Here is a 14,359-nt window from a genome sequence, read left to right as displayed (position 1 = left end):
ATTTACCAGATTGCGAAGTGTAATTTCTCTATAATGATGAAATCAGCAAAGATTACCTACAATTTGATTACGGGCTTTTAATAATAAACGGCGTTTTTATTGTTACTTTACTGCTACTTGTCAGACCATTAATCCTTGCAATTCTTATGTTTTGCCAACGGTAGCTTTGAATTTTAGGGTTAAGGGACTGGAAATTTTTGAAGTAAGAGTCACACAAGAGCGTTTAGAAAAGGCGCTTGATAAAACTTTATAATGGGCAGTGGGTGATTTTGTTCTGCATAAAATGCTGCGCTTTCAATTCAGTATTCCACCTTGGAAAAAAGACTTTTTATCTTGGTCAACAGGCAAAACAAAGGTGATATCTTATGCTCTAACCTATCTTGGGGTTCTTACTTTGCTTGGTGATGTAGAAGTTTTACAGTTTTACAGCAAAAGCTTTGCAGTAGTTGATCAGCTTGGCTTTGATGAAAATAGAGAAGATTTTTATCGTGAAGAAATCCATCTTAAACATGCTTTGCTGATTGATTGCAGACGAGATGGCTAAAACAGAGCACCTCAGTTACGATTTTTTTGAACAGGTTGCAGAGAAACTGTCTATAAAAGTGGAGAAGTATCAGTGTTTTAGAGCCAGAGATCCGAATTTTTGTCATAAAAATAGAGCCTAACATAGAAAACTTGTCAAGCAGAAGAAACAGGAATTAACGGAATAAGATATTCGATGATATAAGTCATGAAGCGCTCATATTTGAAGTTAGTGGAAGGGTTTGAAGTTAGTGGAAGGAAATATTGTCTCTATAAAAATGGTGAGTGCGCGTTTATCGATATACAAATTGATGCGTTGAAAGAAACCCATTGTTGGGGAACATAAAAAGCTTTTTTATGTGCTCAAGAATTTCTTAAAAATTTTAAAGAAAATGAAAAATTAAAAGTTTCAAAGAAAGTCGACTGAAAATGATTTGCTCTACACAGTGAAAGAGAATTGTTGAAACAGAGGAAGAAAACTGTTGTGATCAAATTCACTGTTATCTTGTCTTTCAAGAAAAGACCTTTGCTGTGTTTTGGTGGAAAAAGAATATAGCAATTAAAGCTGTGCTAAAGATCAATACAAGAGAATCCATAAGCAGAAGAAAATCTTTGATAAAAAGAAAAGTCCCTTTAAAAAAGGCTCCGTCTTTTCTGGAGCCTTTTCAATATTTATTTTTGTAATAGATCACTGCCGCTTGGTAATACATTACACTATATAAGTACCTCTTTGTTTTTTATTTATTCTCAATTAATGCAATCTTAAAATTGTATATATTAAAAATAAGAGCACAAAATGCAAAAATGCAGCTGGCGTATAAAATAGTTTTTTTCTGTTTGGATAGAGAAGATTTATATTCATTTTTTCTTTGTTGTTAATAGTTTTTTAAAATATTTTATTTATTTAATTCAATATTTATAAGCTCAATGAACTGTAAATCGCTGCCAGGAATAGTATAAGGATTAATAATATTGGCTTGTTGGGTATTAATAATATAATCATTTTCTTGCATAGCAAGAGCTAAACTACTTGTAATTGCTCCTGCTATAAAAATATATCTAATGTTCATCATTTTCTCCTACTATTTTTTAATATAAATAAATATCAAAATGTATAATACGTAAATTAATTTTAGATTACCATAGTAAAAATACAACACTCATAAAAAAGAATAAATTTAAACTCTATTTAACTAAATTTTGTTCTTTTTATATTTCATAATTTATTTCAAATATTGTTTTATTGATTGTGTAAAGGAGAAGAAATTCTGCCGGACACTCATACGAAAAAGGATGTCACAAAAAAGTATTAACCAACATTTTCTTGCTCCCGTGGTGAAGGGGCGCATTAAAGAGCGCAATATCCATAAAAACTCGGTAAAACCTCAGGATTTCGGCTGTGATCTGTGCCAATTAGGTCTCTGCAGTGAAGGCTCTATATCTCTTGTTGTGTATATGTATTGCCTGTGGTGCGCCTATTTCCTATAGGGTGTATCTCTCTTGTGGGGTGGGGAGATTTTATGGAGGTTGGAGGGGGACATTCTGTGTGAGGCTGGATATTCCGCGAAGCTGTGGATATCCTGTGGAAATGTGGTCAATTCTTTTAGAAAAGTTGAAAAAATAAGGAGCGTTGGTTCTTTCTGTCTCTCATACCAAAGGCTTATCTTTCTCTTTTGGCTGTTTCTTTGATGTCTTGCATATGGGGTGATTCTATGATGAGGATTGAACAGAGTAAGCCAGGAGAGTAAGACGCGGAAAAAGCTATAGCAATTGGTGAATCTCAATGCTGTGTCTAATCATTTTTTGATTGTGTTTTGATACGCTTTATGAAGTGCGCTTCATCTTAGATGCTAGTGTTGTAGAGTATAAATGTAATAAAAAATTCTATAGAGAGCAATTTATTATAATGATTGTTGTTTTATTTATTCTTTCTTAAGTTATTTATTTCTTCGATATATTATTATCTTATAAAAGAAGAACTTAGAGTGCTAAAGGTACGAGAGTATAGTATTCTTATAAAAAGGTTTTTTTATTTGTCGAAACGGAATTTTGACAAGAAAAATAAGCCTGCAAAAATTTACTTATGTCTGCAAAATAATGAGAGTGGTTTCTTATACTGGAGGAATGAAGAGCTGAAAAAATAAAGGACCATTGATCAAAATCTGAAAGAAATGAACCAATGGTTGTAAAAGGACAGCCTTGCAAGAAAGCTGAGGATTGTTGGATTGCTCCTCTGGCGGCTTTATGGGAGAGGGTTGTCTCTGGATGTCATTTGAAGTCCCTTTTATCCTCATTGGGAAAAGGGGGAATGAGAAAGGAAGAGGTGATCCTCCTTTGTTTTATGTCTGTTTTTACCCTTCACGCTGTTTATCAAATTGGATTTTGAGAGCCAAAAAGCAAAAAAAGAGCGAACACTTTCAAAAATCAACATTTGATGGCAAAAAGAAGAGAAAGTTATGAAGAGTCTTTAAATCTACGGCCTTTAAAATTCTTGTAAAGATTTTTAAAAAGTTTTCGAAAGATGAGAAAACTGTTTTTGAAAAACCTTTGAAAAAATCAAATAAAAAATAAAACTGCTTTGCAATCGGCTTAAAATAACAAAAAAGCAAAAAAGATTTTCCTCTTAATTTTTTATTGGATAAAAGATTGATTTATAATGATAATTTAGCGTTGTGCATATTCAATGAAAACCCTAAATACCGTGGATTTTCTCATTGAAAATCTGTGTATGTTGAATAATTACAACCACTCGCTTGCACGTTACAAGTGGGATTAATGTGTGGATAAAAACTTTTAAAGATAAGGAGTAAAGATACCTCTTATGAATTGTCTTAAGTGTCAAGAGTTGCTGTAACATTTTGAGCTGGCAAAGAGTATGATGGTATCGGTTTGCACGCTCAATAAGTGTAAGGATGGGGGTGCTCAATGGATTTACCATTATAGTATTCACGTTCTGAATTGTCTTAAGTGTCAAGAGTTACTGTAACATTTTGAGCTGGCAAAGAGTAGGATGGTATCGGTTTGTATGCTCAATAAGTGTAAGGATAGGGGTGCTCAATGAATTTACCATTATAGCATTCACGTTCTGAATTGTCTTAAGTGTCAAGAGTTGCTGTAACATTTTGAGCTGGCAAAGAGTAGGATGGTATCGGTTTGTATGCTCAATAAGTGTAAGGATGGGGGTGCTCAATGGATTTACCATTATAGCATTCACGTTCTGAATTGTCTTAAGAGATGTTTCTTTAAAACTAGCGCGTGAATTGGTAACGCAATGGCGTTCTATTTTGCGTTGAGGGGAGTCCCCCCATTAAAGAACGCGAGAAACAAAAGCGTGAGGCGATGTGCAATTTTCATTAAAGAAATACATAGGTTGAATCTTCTATCATCGCTCGATATGCTGTTGCAGCTTCAATTTGATGCTTTAGATACATAGCCTCCACAGCAAAGACCTAATCGGCACAGATCATAGCCGAAATCTCCAAGATCTGCCGAGTTTTTTGGGTATTGCGCTCTTTGATGGGTCCCCTTCATCATGGATCCAAAAAGCGGTTAATACTTTTTTGTGACATCCATAAGTACAATAAATTTTTAAAAGAGGAGAAGGAATTTTAATAAGGAGAACAGCCCGCTTGAACTTATTCGCTGTCATTGATGTGATGAATAAGTTGTTGCTACTTTCCAGAAAGCTATGTCGCGAATTCTGTTCTCTCTTCAGAGGAGATTTCATTTTTGCATCACGATAGGGTGTGTAGGAGAGATATGTCAAAGCTTTTGCATAGGTTTAGCAGGAATGGTCGGTGCGTTAAAACCTGCTGTTTGTGTTTTTGTTATGCCCATAAATGTTTCATCCTTTACTTATCACGAGCCAATAAGGATGAAGGCTATAGGGTCTATGATAGGACTTTATTCCTGAGTATGGTGGCTTCTTTGTTGTAATTTTATCATTGGCCAGGGTATCTCGTTGTCAATTAAGACCTTATATAATGAAGGCAGTGCACAAAAATATCATATTTTGTCATTCACTTTATTGCACGCACCCGTTTTGTCCGTTCTCTTTTTGTTTTCTTTTTTCGGTTTTATTAGGGGGAAGTAAAAATTACTCTCATATAAAATATTTTGTCAGCAAAATATTTGCTCTAAAGCTTTTCTTATGTCCGTTAAAAGAGGGTGCTATGATATACATTCTTCTAAATAAAACAGATGTTTTTACACCCGTTTAAGCAGAAGAAAAATTATGACAATCATAAAAATAAGGGGATCTCTCTCGTATTTTAGCGGCATAACTCGGTAAAATATGGCTTAAGTGCATAAAATTTACCAAGTAGCGTTTTTCAGGAGCAAGAATTTAGAGAAGGTTTCGTGAAAAGTTAAACGTGTCATGGCCGATTTTATCGGTTTGCCTATCAAGCAGGTTTATGTCGACCGTTTTCTAAAAGCTGTAGTCGCTTTTTCAAAGCAGCAAAACAGTCTATTCTGTTTTTTCTTTTTTACTCTGTATTGCATAACAATCTTGTTTGAAATGTTGTTGCCAAGATGTTTACACGCATTTCTCATAATTTTTAAATTTCATAAGATAAAGATTTATCAATGTCTTAAAATCAAGACAAAGGAGCAAGAAAATTACGTACGGTTGTGTCATTGCGCAGTCGTTTGCAGTGGATTGAAATTAGCTGTTGGTAGGTTGGCTGCTGTGGAGGAGAAGATGTTGGAAGAGCGGGTTGAAAGGTTTCACTAAGGGATAAGGTGAGGCGAAAAGTGGCGTACTGATTGAATAAGGAGTAGGTGCGCTAAGGGTGGGTATCTTCTGGCTATTGGATAACCTGTGGTTGTTAAAAGAGGTGGTGGCTGCTGGGCTGTTTGCTTGTTTTTAGTTTATAAAAAGTTCTGAACAAAACAGAGCAAAATGGACATTCAAATGAGCGTTTTTACTATTAACGAACAAAAATGGTTTTTTTGCAACGGTTAAACCAAAAGGCTTGTTTCCAGTGGGGTGATGGTCGGTAGAGTGGCTTCAAGGTTGGTTGTCGGTGAGGGATAAGGTGAGACGAAAAGTGGTCTAGTGATTGGGTTGAATGGATGGAGGAAGGATGGGTTGGTTGCCGGTAGAGGTTGCTGTTTAGGAGGGCTTCCCGTGGATTGGCTGCTGGTGCATTGATTGCCGGTGGGGGAAAAGGGACAGGTGAACAGGGTGAATGGATGGAGAAAGATGGGTTGGTTGCTGGGGAAAAGGGATTGGTGAGCAGAGTGAAAGGGTGGGGAGAAGGGTGAGCTAGCTCTTATTGAAGGATTTTGGGAAACAGCTGTTTGTGGGGTGATTGCCGGTAGAGGGGAAGGGGCTGGAGAGTAAAGTGAAGGGTTGCATGAAGGGATAAAGTAAGACGAAAACTAGCGTGGTAATTGGGGTAAGGAGTATAGTGCATTAGAGGTGTGTATCTTTCTTGGTTTTTAGATAGCTGACGGTTGTTTTTGAGGTAGTGGTTGTTGGTGAGGGTGCTTGTTGTGATTGGTTGCTTGTGGGCAGGCTTCCGATGGAAAAGAAGGGGCTAGAGAGTAGGGAGAAGAGTGGTGGCTGCTCATGGGGAGGTTGCTCGATGGAGGGGAGGATGAGAAGGGTACTGGAAGGGTTGACTTAGAGGTTTGTGAGGTGGTTTTGAGTGTTTGTTGCTTGTGTGCTGGTTGCTGGTAGAGGGGCTTGGGTGATTGGCTTCCCGTGGATTGGCTGTCGGTGTATTGATTACCAGTGGGGGAAAAAGGACAGGCGAGCAAGTGAAAGGGGTGGAGAAAAATTGTGTGGATCAGTGGAACTGATTTTAAAAGCGTTTTATTCGATTCAAGGAGCCCTCGAATATGTTGCTCTGGTCTTTTGATTGGGGTTTTTTATCAGAAGTTTATTGCCTGCTTTCTGTAAATTTGTAAAAACGCAAAAACGATAAAGCGTGAATACGCAAAAGCGGAAAGCATAAGGATTGCGCAAGGTACGTGCCCTTATCAATACCGTGTAAAGAATGAAAGAATGGGTTGAGGGCTTTTGAAAGAGTGAAGGAAAAAGTAGTGTGGTGATTGGGTTGAATGGATGGAGGAAGGATGGGTTGGTTGCCGGTAGAGGTTGCTGTTTAGGAGGGCTTCCCGTGGATTGGCTGTCGGTGTATTGATTGCCGGTGGGGGAAAAAGGACAGGTGAACAGGGTGAATGGATGGAGGAAGATGGGTTGGTTGCTGGGAAAAGGGAGTGGTGAGCAAGGTAAAAGGGTGGGGAGAAGGGTGAGCTAGCTCTTATTGAAGGATTTTGGGAAACAGCTGTTTGTGGGGTGATTGCCGGTAGAGGGGAAGGGGCTGGACGAGCCAGTGAAAGGGTGTGATGAGGCGAAAAGTGGCGTGGTAATTGGGGTAAGGAGTAGAGTGCATTAGAGGTGTGTATCTCCTGCTTGTTGGATAACTATTGGTCGCCTGGGATGTATTGGCTACTGGGCTGTTTGCTTGTTTTTAGTTTATAAAAAGTCCTGAACAAAACAGAGCAAAATGGACATTCAAATGAGCGTTTTTACCTTTAATGAAGAAAAAAGATTACATCACGAGGATTATTTCCAGTGAGGTGATGGTTGGTGGAGTAGCTTTTGGTGGGATGGCTTTCGGTGTGTGCAGTGCCTAATAAGGTTAGCTGCCGTGGGGGAAGAGACTGGAGAGAAGATGAGGTGGGTATTGGGGAGAAGGGATTGGTAATTGGAAGCTCGTAGGTTGAGCTATTGGTGGGAGAGAAGGATTGGTGAGCAAGGTAAAAGGGTGGGGAGAAGGGTGAGCTAGCTCTTATTGAAGGATTTTGGGAAACAGCTGTTTGTGGGGTGATTGCCGGTAGAAGAGAAGGGGCTGGAGAGTAAAGTGAAGGGTTGCATGAAGGGATAAAGTAAGACGAAAACTAGCGTGGTAATTGGGGTAAGGAGTAGAGTGCATTAGAGGTGTGTATCTCTCTTGGTTTTTAGATAGCTGACGGTTGTCTTTGAGGTAGTGGCTGTTGATGAGGTGGCTTGGGATGGTTGGTTGCTTGTGGGCAGGCTTCCGATGGAAGAGAAGGGGCTAGAGAGTAGGGAGAAGAGTGGTGGCTGCTCATGGGGAGGTTGGCTCGATGGAGGGGAGGGTGAGAAGGTGCTGGAAGGGTGACTTGGAGGTTTGTGAGGCGGTTTTGAGTGTTTGTTGCTTGTGTGCTGGTTGCCAGTGCATTGATTGCCGGTGGGGGAAAAGAGGCTGGCAAGCGGGTTGAAAGGTTTCACTAAAGGATAAGGGGAAGCAAAAAGTGGTGCGCTGATTGAGGTAAGGAGTAGGTGCGCTAAGGGTGGATATCTCCTGGTCTTTGTATAACTGGTGGTTGTCTTTGAGATATTTGTCGGTAGAGGGGCTTAGATGATTGGAAGCTCATTTGGTTGAGGTATCGGTGGGAGAGAAGAGGCTGGAGAGTAGGAAAAAGAGTGGGAAATGAGAGGTGGCAGGGGAAACGTGTAGAAAGTTGCGTGGAGAAAGATGGAGAGAAAAAGGCGTAGGGAGGGATGGGAAAAAAAGGCACAGAGATTATTTAGAGTCTTAACCGCTTGTATATCCCCAATGGCACGCAAGTAGCTCTAAGCAATCTCGTAAATGATCTGCAAGGGAGTTTTGTTTGCGTTTTGAAGGATTTAAGTCTTTGATCGCTTGACCATAACCAACAACTTGTTCAATAAGCGAATAGCCAAGAATACCAAGCAAAACTTTGACCTTTTGTAAATGATTGGATGCTTCTATTTGTCGTTCAATGGGGTGTGTGTAACTCTGTCCGCACGCAATTTTTGGGCGTGTGTAATCAGGACTCATATGCAAGTCAGATTGACTTTGACGCCAATAAACATAAAAACGTTCTGCTGCTCTATATTGCGCTTTGCTGATATGCCCTTTCGCATATAAAAGCGCAATGGGACGGCTCCCGGCATTGACAATGGCTTTGATGGTGCGCGGGTTGTTAGAGCTTTCTAAATGCGTTGGTTGAAAATAAGGGTTGCTTGTTTCAATCACCACTTCTTGCGTCTTTAAATGGCCAAGATGCGGTTGCTCTTTATCACAGTGGGAGCGAGCAGAAGGTGGTGTCGTGTTTTTTCTTTTATCTTGATGTTTCATGTCATCTCCTCAAAAGTTATAAGTTTTGCTTTAAAGAAATTGGATGCTGTTCAATGTATGCCTGTTGAGAGAAAGTTTTTATGCGTGCTCTTTTGCATAGAGGGAGTCTTTGAAAAGTTGAAGTTGCCTTTATTGTTGCGAGTTCTATGGGGCTTTGCTCATGAGAGAATCTGTTAATATTGCGTAGATTGCTGTTTTTAATTGGTTAGTGTTTTGTTGCATTGTGAGCGCTGTCTTTGCTTTTACTTCTATGGGAGCAAAGCATTTTGGTTTTAGCTGACTTTGGTTCTTGAGTGAGTGGGGGTTCTTGAGTGAGTGGGGGTTCTTGAGTGAGTGGGGGTTCTTGGGTGAGTGGGGGTTCTTGGGTGAGTGGATCTTGATCTGTATTGTTGGAAGTGTCCTTAGGGGTGCCTATGAAGGGAGTTTTGCTAATGAGGTGGCGAAAGGTGTTAGTATGACATGGCTTTGGTTTTCGAAAGGGAAGGGTTTTGCTGTACAGTGAGAGTTGTTGTTGATTTTTTTCTCATGAGATGGCGCATTGATGGTGTGTGAATTTGGTTCTTGAAAAGGTGGGCATTTTTCTGCATTGCCAGTATTATCCTTTGGTTTGGTGCATATGGGAGAAAAGCATCTTGGATTTGAGAGCGCTTTGCTTCTCGAGGAAGTTGCGCGTTTATTTGCATATTTGGGTTTTTCTTTCCTTTTATTTATGATTTTGTTCATGAGGGCATAAGGTGTTGTGGTATTATGGGGGGTGGTTTTTCAAGAAAGTGTGGGCGCGTTCTGGATAGTGCTGTAAGATGTAAGGGGTATTCAGAGGAACAGCGATAGTGATAGGTTTGCTGGTCAAACCACAGTTTCTGTTTTGTCTTTAAAATCACCGGAACGTTGTTTGGAAATATTCATAATCACGCTTGGGCGTTTTACTGTATTGTGGGCGTTGTCCTTGGGTTTGTTTCTGTGGGAGCCGGGAGTAAAGCTGTTACGTGGGAATTATTCTTGCAGGCGGTGGGATTTTGCTGCTTTTTCGCTATTGCTCTTGCGTTTTCTTATGCGGAAGCAAGGCGATTCGATATTGCAGAGGTCATTGTGGCTTTTGAATTTTGTGGTGTCTTGCTGCATTTTTTGACTTATCTTTTGTTTTGTTTATGAGGAAGCAAAGCATCTTGGGTTTGCTTATATAGAGATGCAAAGCGTTTTGATATGATTTGGCTTTGGCTCTCAAGAGGAGAGTCTTTTTCGTCATAATTGGATTTGTTTCTTCTTTTATTCATGGGGGGTGCTCGTGTGATGGGAGAGGCACTCTTGAAAAGGATTGGTGTCTTGCTTCATTGCCGGCGTTATCTTTAGTTTTACTTTTCTAAGAGGTGGGGGATGTTGATGTCGCATGGTTCGTAGTTTTTACCGTTGTTGGTGTTTTTCTGCCTTTTTACTCTCGCTTTGGTTTTTATTTATATCGGCGCGAAGTGTCTCAGTCTTACAGGGTGGATTTTTGGAAGTGGGTGGTGTTCTATTGCTTTATTGGCGTTTTTTATTTTGGGTTATATAGGTGCAAAGCGTTCTGGTTTGACTTGGCTTTGGTTCTTCAATAAGTTGGTGTTTTGGATCGGGTGTTCCAGATAACGCCGTGGGGTTAGGGGGTGTTCAGAGGAACAACGATAGCGGTAGGTTTGCCGGTCAAACCAAAGACCTATTTTACCTTCAAAGTCACCAGAACGTTGTTTGGCGATATTCATAATAACGCTTGGACGTTTTGCTAAATCTGCTTTTTCTTGCTCGAGAGAGGCAGCAAAAATTTTGTCTTCTAAGGATCGATTGCGCCAAATTGTGATAATATTAAAGGCATTGGCTCCAATCTCTGAGGCGCCTTTAATGTCTTCAGTGCCTGGGATATCCTTATCCAAACCGCTTTTGCGTGCATGGGCAACAAGGTGAATGTGTACATTGTTTAAAATAGCCCAATCAACCATTTTATAAACTGCTTGTTCTTGACCGGTATAATCATCTGAGGCAATGCCAAGCCGCATGAGACTGTCGATGATAAATTGGTCGCAGCCATAGCGCGCACGGCAATAGTCAAAAACATCCAGCAATGTGTCGACGCTCGACTTGCCAACATGCTCATAGAGAATAAGTCCGTCATCTAAAAACTGTAAAATTCGTTCAATCATCTCTCTGGTGGGGTGTTCTAAACCTCCCGTTTGTTTCGTTAAACGACGTAAAGATTGTGCTCCTTTCATTTCCAGTGAGGCTAAGCAAAGACGACTCTTTTGCGAAATCCAATGGGGAATACAGTCTGATAACAATTGGCTTTTTCCAGCACCACTGGCACCACTCCATAGCGTTAATTCCGCTGGACGAAAATACAGCTTGCCGTTGAGTTTAGGATAGGGAACCGTATAGCCAAGATGCTGCTTAGGCTCTGGCCAAAAGAGCCCTATAACTTGATCTTTATAATCTGAGGCGCGTCGTAACCCTTTTGGTGCAAAGCTTTTTGCTGAGGAAAAGGCAGCTTTTATGGTGGCTGCATCAATACCAGCGGTTAAACAGTCATTGGCATCCTTGCAGGGGAGTTGTACACGGTAGCAGCGATGACGACCAAGCCTATTGGCAATCTCATGGGCTGCTTCTTCACCAGGTTTGTCCATATCGGTGGCTAAAAAAATGATTTCAAAAGATTCTAAATGATCAAATTCATTTTCAATCCAATTCTGTTTACCTCCAACACCTCCTCCAAATGGAACTGAAACCGCTGGATAACCATAGGCAGCGAGCGAAAGGGCATCAATTTCTCCTTCAGTGATGACAAGTGTACGATTCGTGAAGCAAAAAGCCTGATCTGTGGGGGTGGGAGCGTGGTCTGTTGAAGCAGACGCGTGGTGTGTGGAGGAAGCTGTGCGATCTGAGAAAGAGGATGCGTTTTTTGTATTTATCTGCAAGCTTGTGGGATTCTTGGTGTTTGTCTGTGAATGGTTAGAACTTTCTTCATTTGTCGGTGTGGCAGGGAGGCTTTGGGTTTTGCTGTTCGTTTCGAGGATGCAGTTCATGGAAGAGAGCGTGTGGTCTGTGGGGGTGGGAGCGTGGTGTGTTGAAGCAGACGCGTGGTGTGTGGAGGAAGCTGTGCGATCTGAGAAAGAGGGTGCGTTTTTTGTATTTATCTGCAAGCTTGTGGGATTCTTGGTGTTTGTCTGTGAATGGTTAGAACTTTCTTCATTTGTCGGTGTGGCAGGGAGGCTTTGGGTTTTGCTGTTCGTTTCGGGGGTGCAGTTCATGGAAGAGAGCGTGTGGTCTGTGGGGGTGGGAGCGTGGTGTGTTGAAGCAGACGCGTGGTGTGTGGAGGAAGCTGTGCGATCTGAGAAAGAGGATGCGTTTTTTGTATTTATCTGCAAGCTTGTGGGATTCTTGGTGTTTGTCTGTGAATGGTTAGAGCTTTCCTCGTTTGCTGGTGTGGCAGGGAGGCTTTGGGTTTTGCTGTTCGTTTCGAGGATGCAGTTCATGGAAGAGAGCGTGTGGTCTGTGGGGGTGGGAGCGTGGTCTGTTGAAGCAGACGCGTGGTGTGTGGAGGAAGCTGTGCGATCTGAGAAAGAGGATGCGTTTTTTGTATTTATCTGCAAGCTTGTGGGATTCTTGGTGTTTGTCTGTGAATGGTTAGAACTTTCCTCGTTTGCCGGTGTGGCAGGGAGGCTTTGGGTTTTGCTGTTCGTTTCGGGGGTGCAGTTCATGGGGTAAAGAGCTTGCCAGCCAAACAAGATTGCTTCACATTGTGCTGCTGTTGGTTTTGCTTTTGCTCCCGCTTGTGCCAATCGTTCTTTTACCAAAGCAAGGGTGCCATCAGGTTTATAAAAGGGAAAAATGATTTTTTCGCCTTCTTCTCCTATGCGGTAACGCTTTAAAATCTCAAGGGGAATGCCGCGTTCTTTGTTTAAGTAGATCTTGACCAAATTTTGGGGTGTGCCCCCTGTGGGAACTGGTGGACGCCGATAGGAACGATGCGGTGCTATAAAGGGTTTGGGACGGGTTAGATTGAGGAGGGTACGTGCTTCCTCTAACGCTTGAGAGAGGTTAATCCCTTTGACTGCACACCAAAGGTCTAAAAGATCACCGCCGCTGCCTTCTGCAAAGTCATACCAGAGACCGGCTTTACTGCCGCTCAAGCAGACCGATAAACTTTGGCCCGCTTCTCCTCTTGTGTTGCCGACAACCCAATCATTGCCACGTTTCCGCCCTTGGGGAAGCAACATTTCTGCTATTGCGCCTGCTTGAGAGTTAAGTTTTTGTTTGATTTCAACAATGGTGCTCATGTTCATTCCTATGGTCATTGATGAGAGTTCGGTAGAGGGCATCGCTGTCGCTAGAATGCCGTGTGAGAGATGCGTGAGAAGAAAACATGGCAAGTCTTTCTTGATGGTCTTTTATTCGTTCAATCTTGCTTTGAAACCAATTGCGCCTTGTGGCTTGCCAATTGTCTTTTAGCGCCTCTTTGCCGCTTTTTGCACGCCAGTAATCACGAAATTTCTTTTCTTGCCAACGTGCTTGTTTTTCACTCAAACCTGATGCAACCGTCGAGGCAAAAGCCCGGTCTGTTGAGGGAGATGTGTGATCTTTTTGGGTAGGTGTGTGGTTTGTGGAGGAGGATGCGTTTTTTGTATTTATCTGCAAGCTTGTGGGATTCTTGGTGTTTGTCTGTGAATGGTTAGAACTTTCCTCGTTTGCCGGTGTGGCAGGGAGGCTTTGGGTTTTGCTGTTCGTTTCGAGGATGCAGTTCATGGAAGAGAGCGTGTGGTCTGTGGGGGTGGGAGCGTGGTGTGTTGAAGCAGACGCGTGGTGTGTGGAGGACGTTGTGCGATCTATGAGAGAGGGTGCGTTTTTTGTATTTATCTGCAAGCTTGTGGGATTCTTGGTGTTTGTCTGTGAACGGTTAGAGCTTTTTTCATTTGTCGGTGTGGCAGGAAAGCTTTGGGTTTTGCTGTTCGTGTTGGAGATGAGGTGCTTGGAAGAGGGCAGGTGATGCGTGGAGGAGAAGGCAGGTGTGTGGTCTGTGGGGGTGGGAGCGTGGTGTGTTGAAGCAGACGCGTGGTGTGTGGAGGACTTTGTGCGATCTGAGAAAGAGGGTGCGTTTTTTGTATTTGTCTGCAAGCTTGTGGGATTCTTGGTGTTTGTCTGTGAATGGTTAGAGCTTTCCTCGTTTGCCGGTGTGGCAGGAAGGCTTTGGGTTTTGCTGTTCGTGTTGGAGATGAGGTGCTTGGAAGAGGGCAGGTGATGCGTGGAGGAGAAGGCAGGTGTGTGGTGTGTTGGGGTAGGTGCATAGTCTGTAGGGTAAAAAACTTGCCTGCCAAACAAAATTATTTCACACTGCGATATTGCCAATGCGTTTGTTCTTGTGCTCGCTTGAGAGTTAAGCTTTTGTTTGATTTCAACAATGGTGCTCATGTTCATTCCTATGGTCATTGATGAGAGTTCGGTAGAGGGCATCGCTGTCGCTAGAATGCCGTGTGAGAGATGCGTGAGAAGAAAACATGGCAAGTCTTTCTTGATAGTCTTTTATCCGTTCAGTCTCACTTTGAGACCAATTGCGCTTTGTGGCTTGCCAATTGTCTTTTAGCGCCTCTTTGCCGCTTTTTGCATGCCAGTAATCACGAAATTTCTTTTCTTGCCAATGCGTTTGTTCTTGTGCTCGCTTGAGAGTTAAGCTTTTGTTG

General features: G+C 41.8%; 9 protein-coding genes and 2 pseudogenes. 6 read left to right on the top strand and 5 right to left on the bottom strand.

Translation table 11 applies throughout. From position 1 onward, the window contains the following. Window positions 1-259: 259 nt before the first annotated feature. Window positions 260-544, top strand: coding sequence for a hypothetical protein (locus AYT27_RS07515; protein ID WP_011181228.1), 285 nt, complete (start codon window positions 260-262; stop codon window positions 542-544). An 874-nt stretch (window positions 545-1,418) separates the two neighbouring features. Here the strand turns inward: AYT27_RS07515 and AYT27_RS08895 are convergent. After that, window positions 1,419-1,595, bottom strand: coding sequence for a hypothetical protein (locus AYT27_RS08895; protein WP_155245599.1), 177 nt, complete (start codon window positions 1,593-1,595; stop codon window positions 1,419-1,421). A gap of 1,106 nt (window positions 1,596-2,701) precedes the next feature. Between AYT27_RS08895 and AYT27_RS07510 the strand changes: the two genes are divergently transcribed. From AYT27_RS07510 to AYT27_RS08890, 4 genes and pseudogenes are all read left to right on the top strand, one after another. Continuing rightward, window positions 2,702-2,908, top strand: coding sequence for a hypothetical protein (locus tag AYT27_RS07510; RefSeq protein WP_034448331.1), 207 nt, complete (start codon window positions 2,702-2,704; stop codon window positions 2,906-2,908). A 756-nt stretch (window positions 2,909-3,664) separates the two neighbouring features. Beyond that, a pseudogene (locus AYT27_RS09480) lies at window positions 3,665-3,876 on the top strand (integrase); the annotation flags it as partial. A 1,782-nt stretch (window positions 3,877-5,658) separates the two neighbouring features. Beyond that, the gene (locus tag AYT27_RS09600; RefSeq protein WP_263283915.1) at window positions 5,659-5,790 is read left to right on the top strand and encodes a hypothetical protein; all 132 of its coding nucleotides are present in this window, start codon (window positions 5,659-5,661) and stop codon (window positions 5,788-5,790) included. A gap of 1,733 nt (window positions 5,791-7,523) precedes the next feature. Next, entirely contained in the window at window positions 7,524-7,676 is a 153-nt protein-coding gene (locus AYT27_RS08890; RefSeq protein ID WP_157774294.1) for a hypothetical protein, read from the top strand. Window positions 7,677-8,093: 417 nt separating this feature from the next. On the opposite strand, the gene AYT27_RS07490 is transcribed toward AYT27_RS08890, so the two are convergent. Next, window positions 8,094-8,660, bottom strand: a complete 567-nt coding sequence (locus AYT27_RS07490; RefSeq protein ID WP_011181226.1) for a hypothetical protein — start codon at window positions 8,658-8,660, stop codon at window positions 8,094-8,096. 933 nt (window positions 8,661-9,593) lie between these two features. Between AYT27_RS07490 and AYT27_RS07475 the strand changes: the two genes are divergently transcribed. Then, on the top strand, window positions 9,594-9,812 hold the full coding sequence (locus AYT27_RS07475) for a hypothetical protein (protein ID WP_034448319.1): 219 nt from the start codon (window positions 9,594-9,596) through the stop codon (window positions 9,810-9,812). Window positions 9,813-10,201: 389 nt separating this feature from the next. Here AYT27_RS07475 and AYT27_RS09475 read toward each other — a convergent pair whose 3' ends face one another. The 3 genes and pseudogenes from AYT27_RS09475 to AYT27_RS08870 all read right to left on the bottom strand — a co-directional run. Beyond that, complete coding sequence (locus tag AYT27_RS09475; protein ID WP_011181225.1) at window positions 10,202-12,961, bottom strand: toprim domain-containing protein; 2,760 nt, start codon at window positions 12,959-12,961, stop codon at window positions 10,202-10,204. Further along, the gene (locus tag AYT27_RS09470; protein ID WP_011181224.1) at window positions 12,945-14,090 is read right to left on the bottom strand and encodes a hypothetical protein; all 1,146 of its coding nucleotides are present in this window, start codon (window positions 14,088-14,090) and stop codon (window positions 12,945-12,947) included. Before AYT27_RS09470 ends, AYT27_RS09475 begins: the two co-directional genes overlap by 17 nt. Then, window positions 14,074-14,334 (bottom strand): annotated as a pseudogene (locus tag AYT27_RS08870) (YdaU family protein); the annotation flags it as partial. The pseudogene AYT27_RS08870 and the gene AYT27_RS09470, both read right to left, overlap by 17 nt. Window positions 14,335-14,359: the final 25 nt, after the last annotated feature.

Source organism: Bartonella henselae str. Houston-1, assembly GCF_000046705.1.
GTDB classification, from domain to species: domain Bacteria; phylum Pseudomonadota; class Alphaproteobacteria; order Rhizobiales; family Rhizobiaceae; genus Bartonella; species Bartonella henselae.
The sequence above is the reverse complement of the archived record's forward strand: the minus strand, read 5'-3'. Positions and strand labels throughout refer to the sequence as shown.

Bases quoted from the DNA above. Each gene is read 5' to 3' on its own strand.
- AYT27_RS08895 (WP_155245599.1), bottom strand. From the start codon at position 1,595: ATGATGAACATTAGATATATTTTTATAGCAGGAGCAATTACAAGTAGT.
- AYT27_RS09470 (WP_011181224.1), bottom strand. From the start codon at position 14,090: ATGAGCACCATTGTTGAAATCAAACAAAAGCTTAACTCTCAAGCGAGC.
- AYT27_RS07510 (WP_034448331.1), top strand. From the start codon at position 2,702: ATGGTTGTAAAAGGACAGCCTTGCAAGAAAGCTGAGGATTGTTGGATT.
- AYT27_RS09475 (WP_011181225.1), bottom strand. From the start codon at position 12,961: ATGAGCACCATTGTTGAAATCAAACAAAAACTTAACTCTCAAGCAGGC.
- AYT27_RS07490 (WP_011181226.1), bottom strand. From the start codon at position 8,660: ATGAAACATCAAGATAAAAGAAAAAACACGACACCACCTTCTGCTCGC.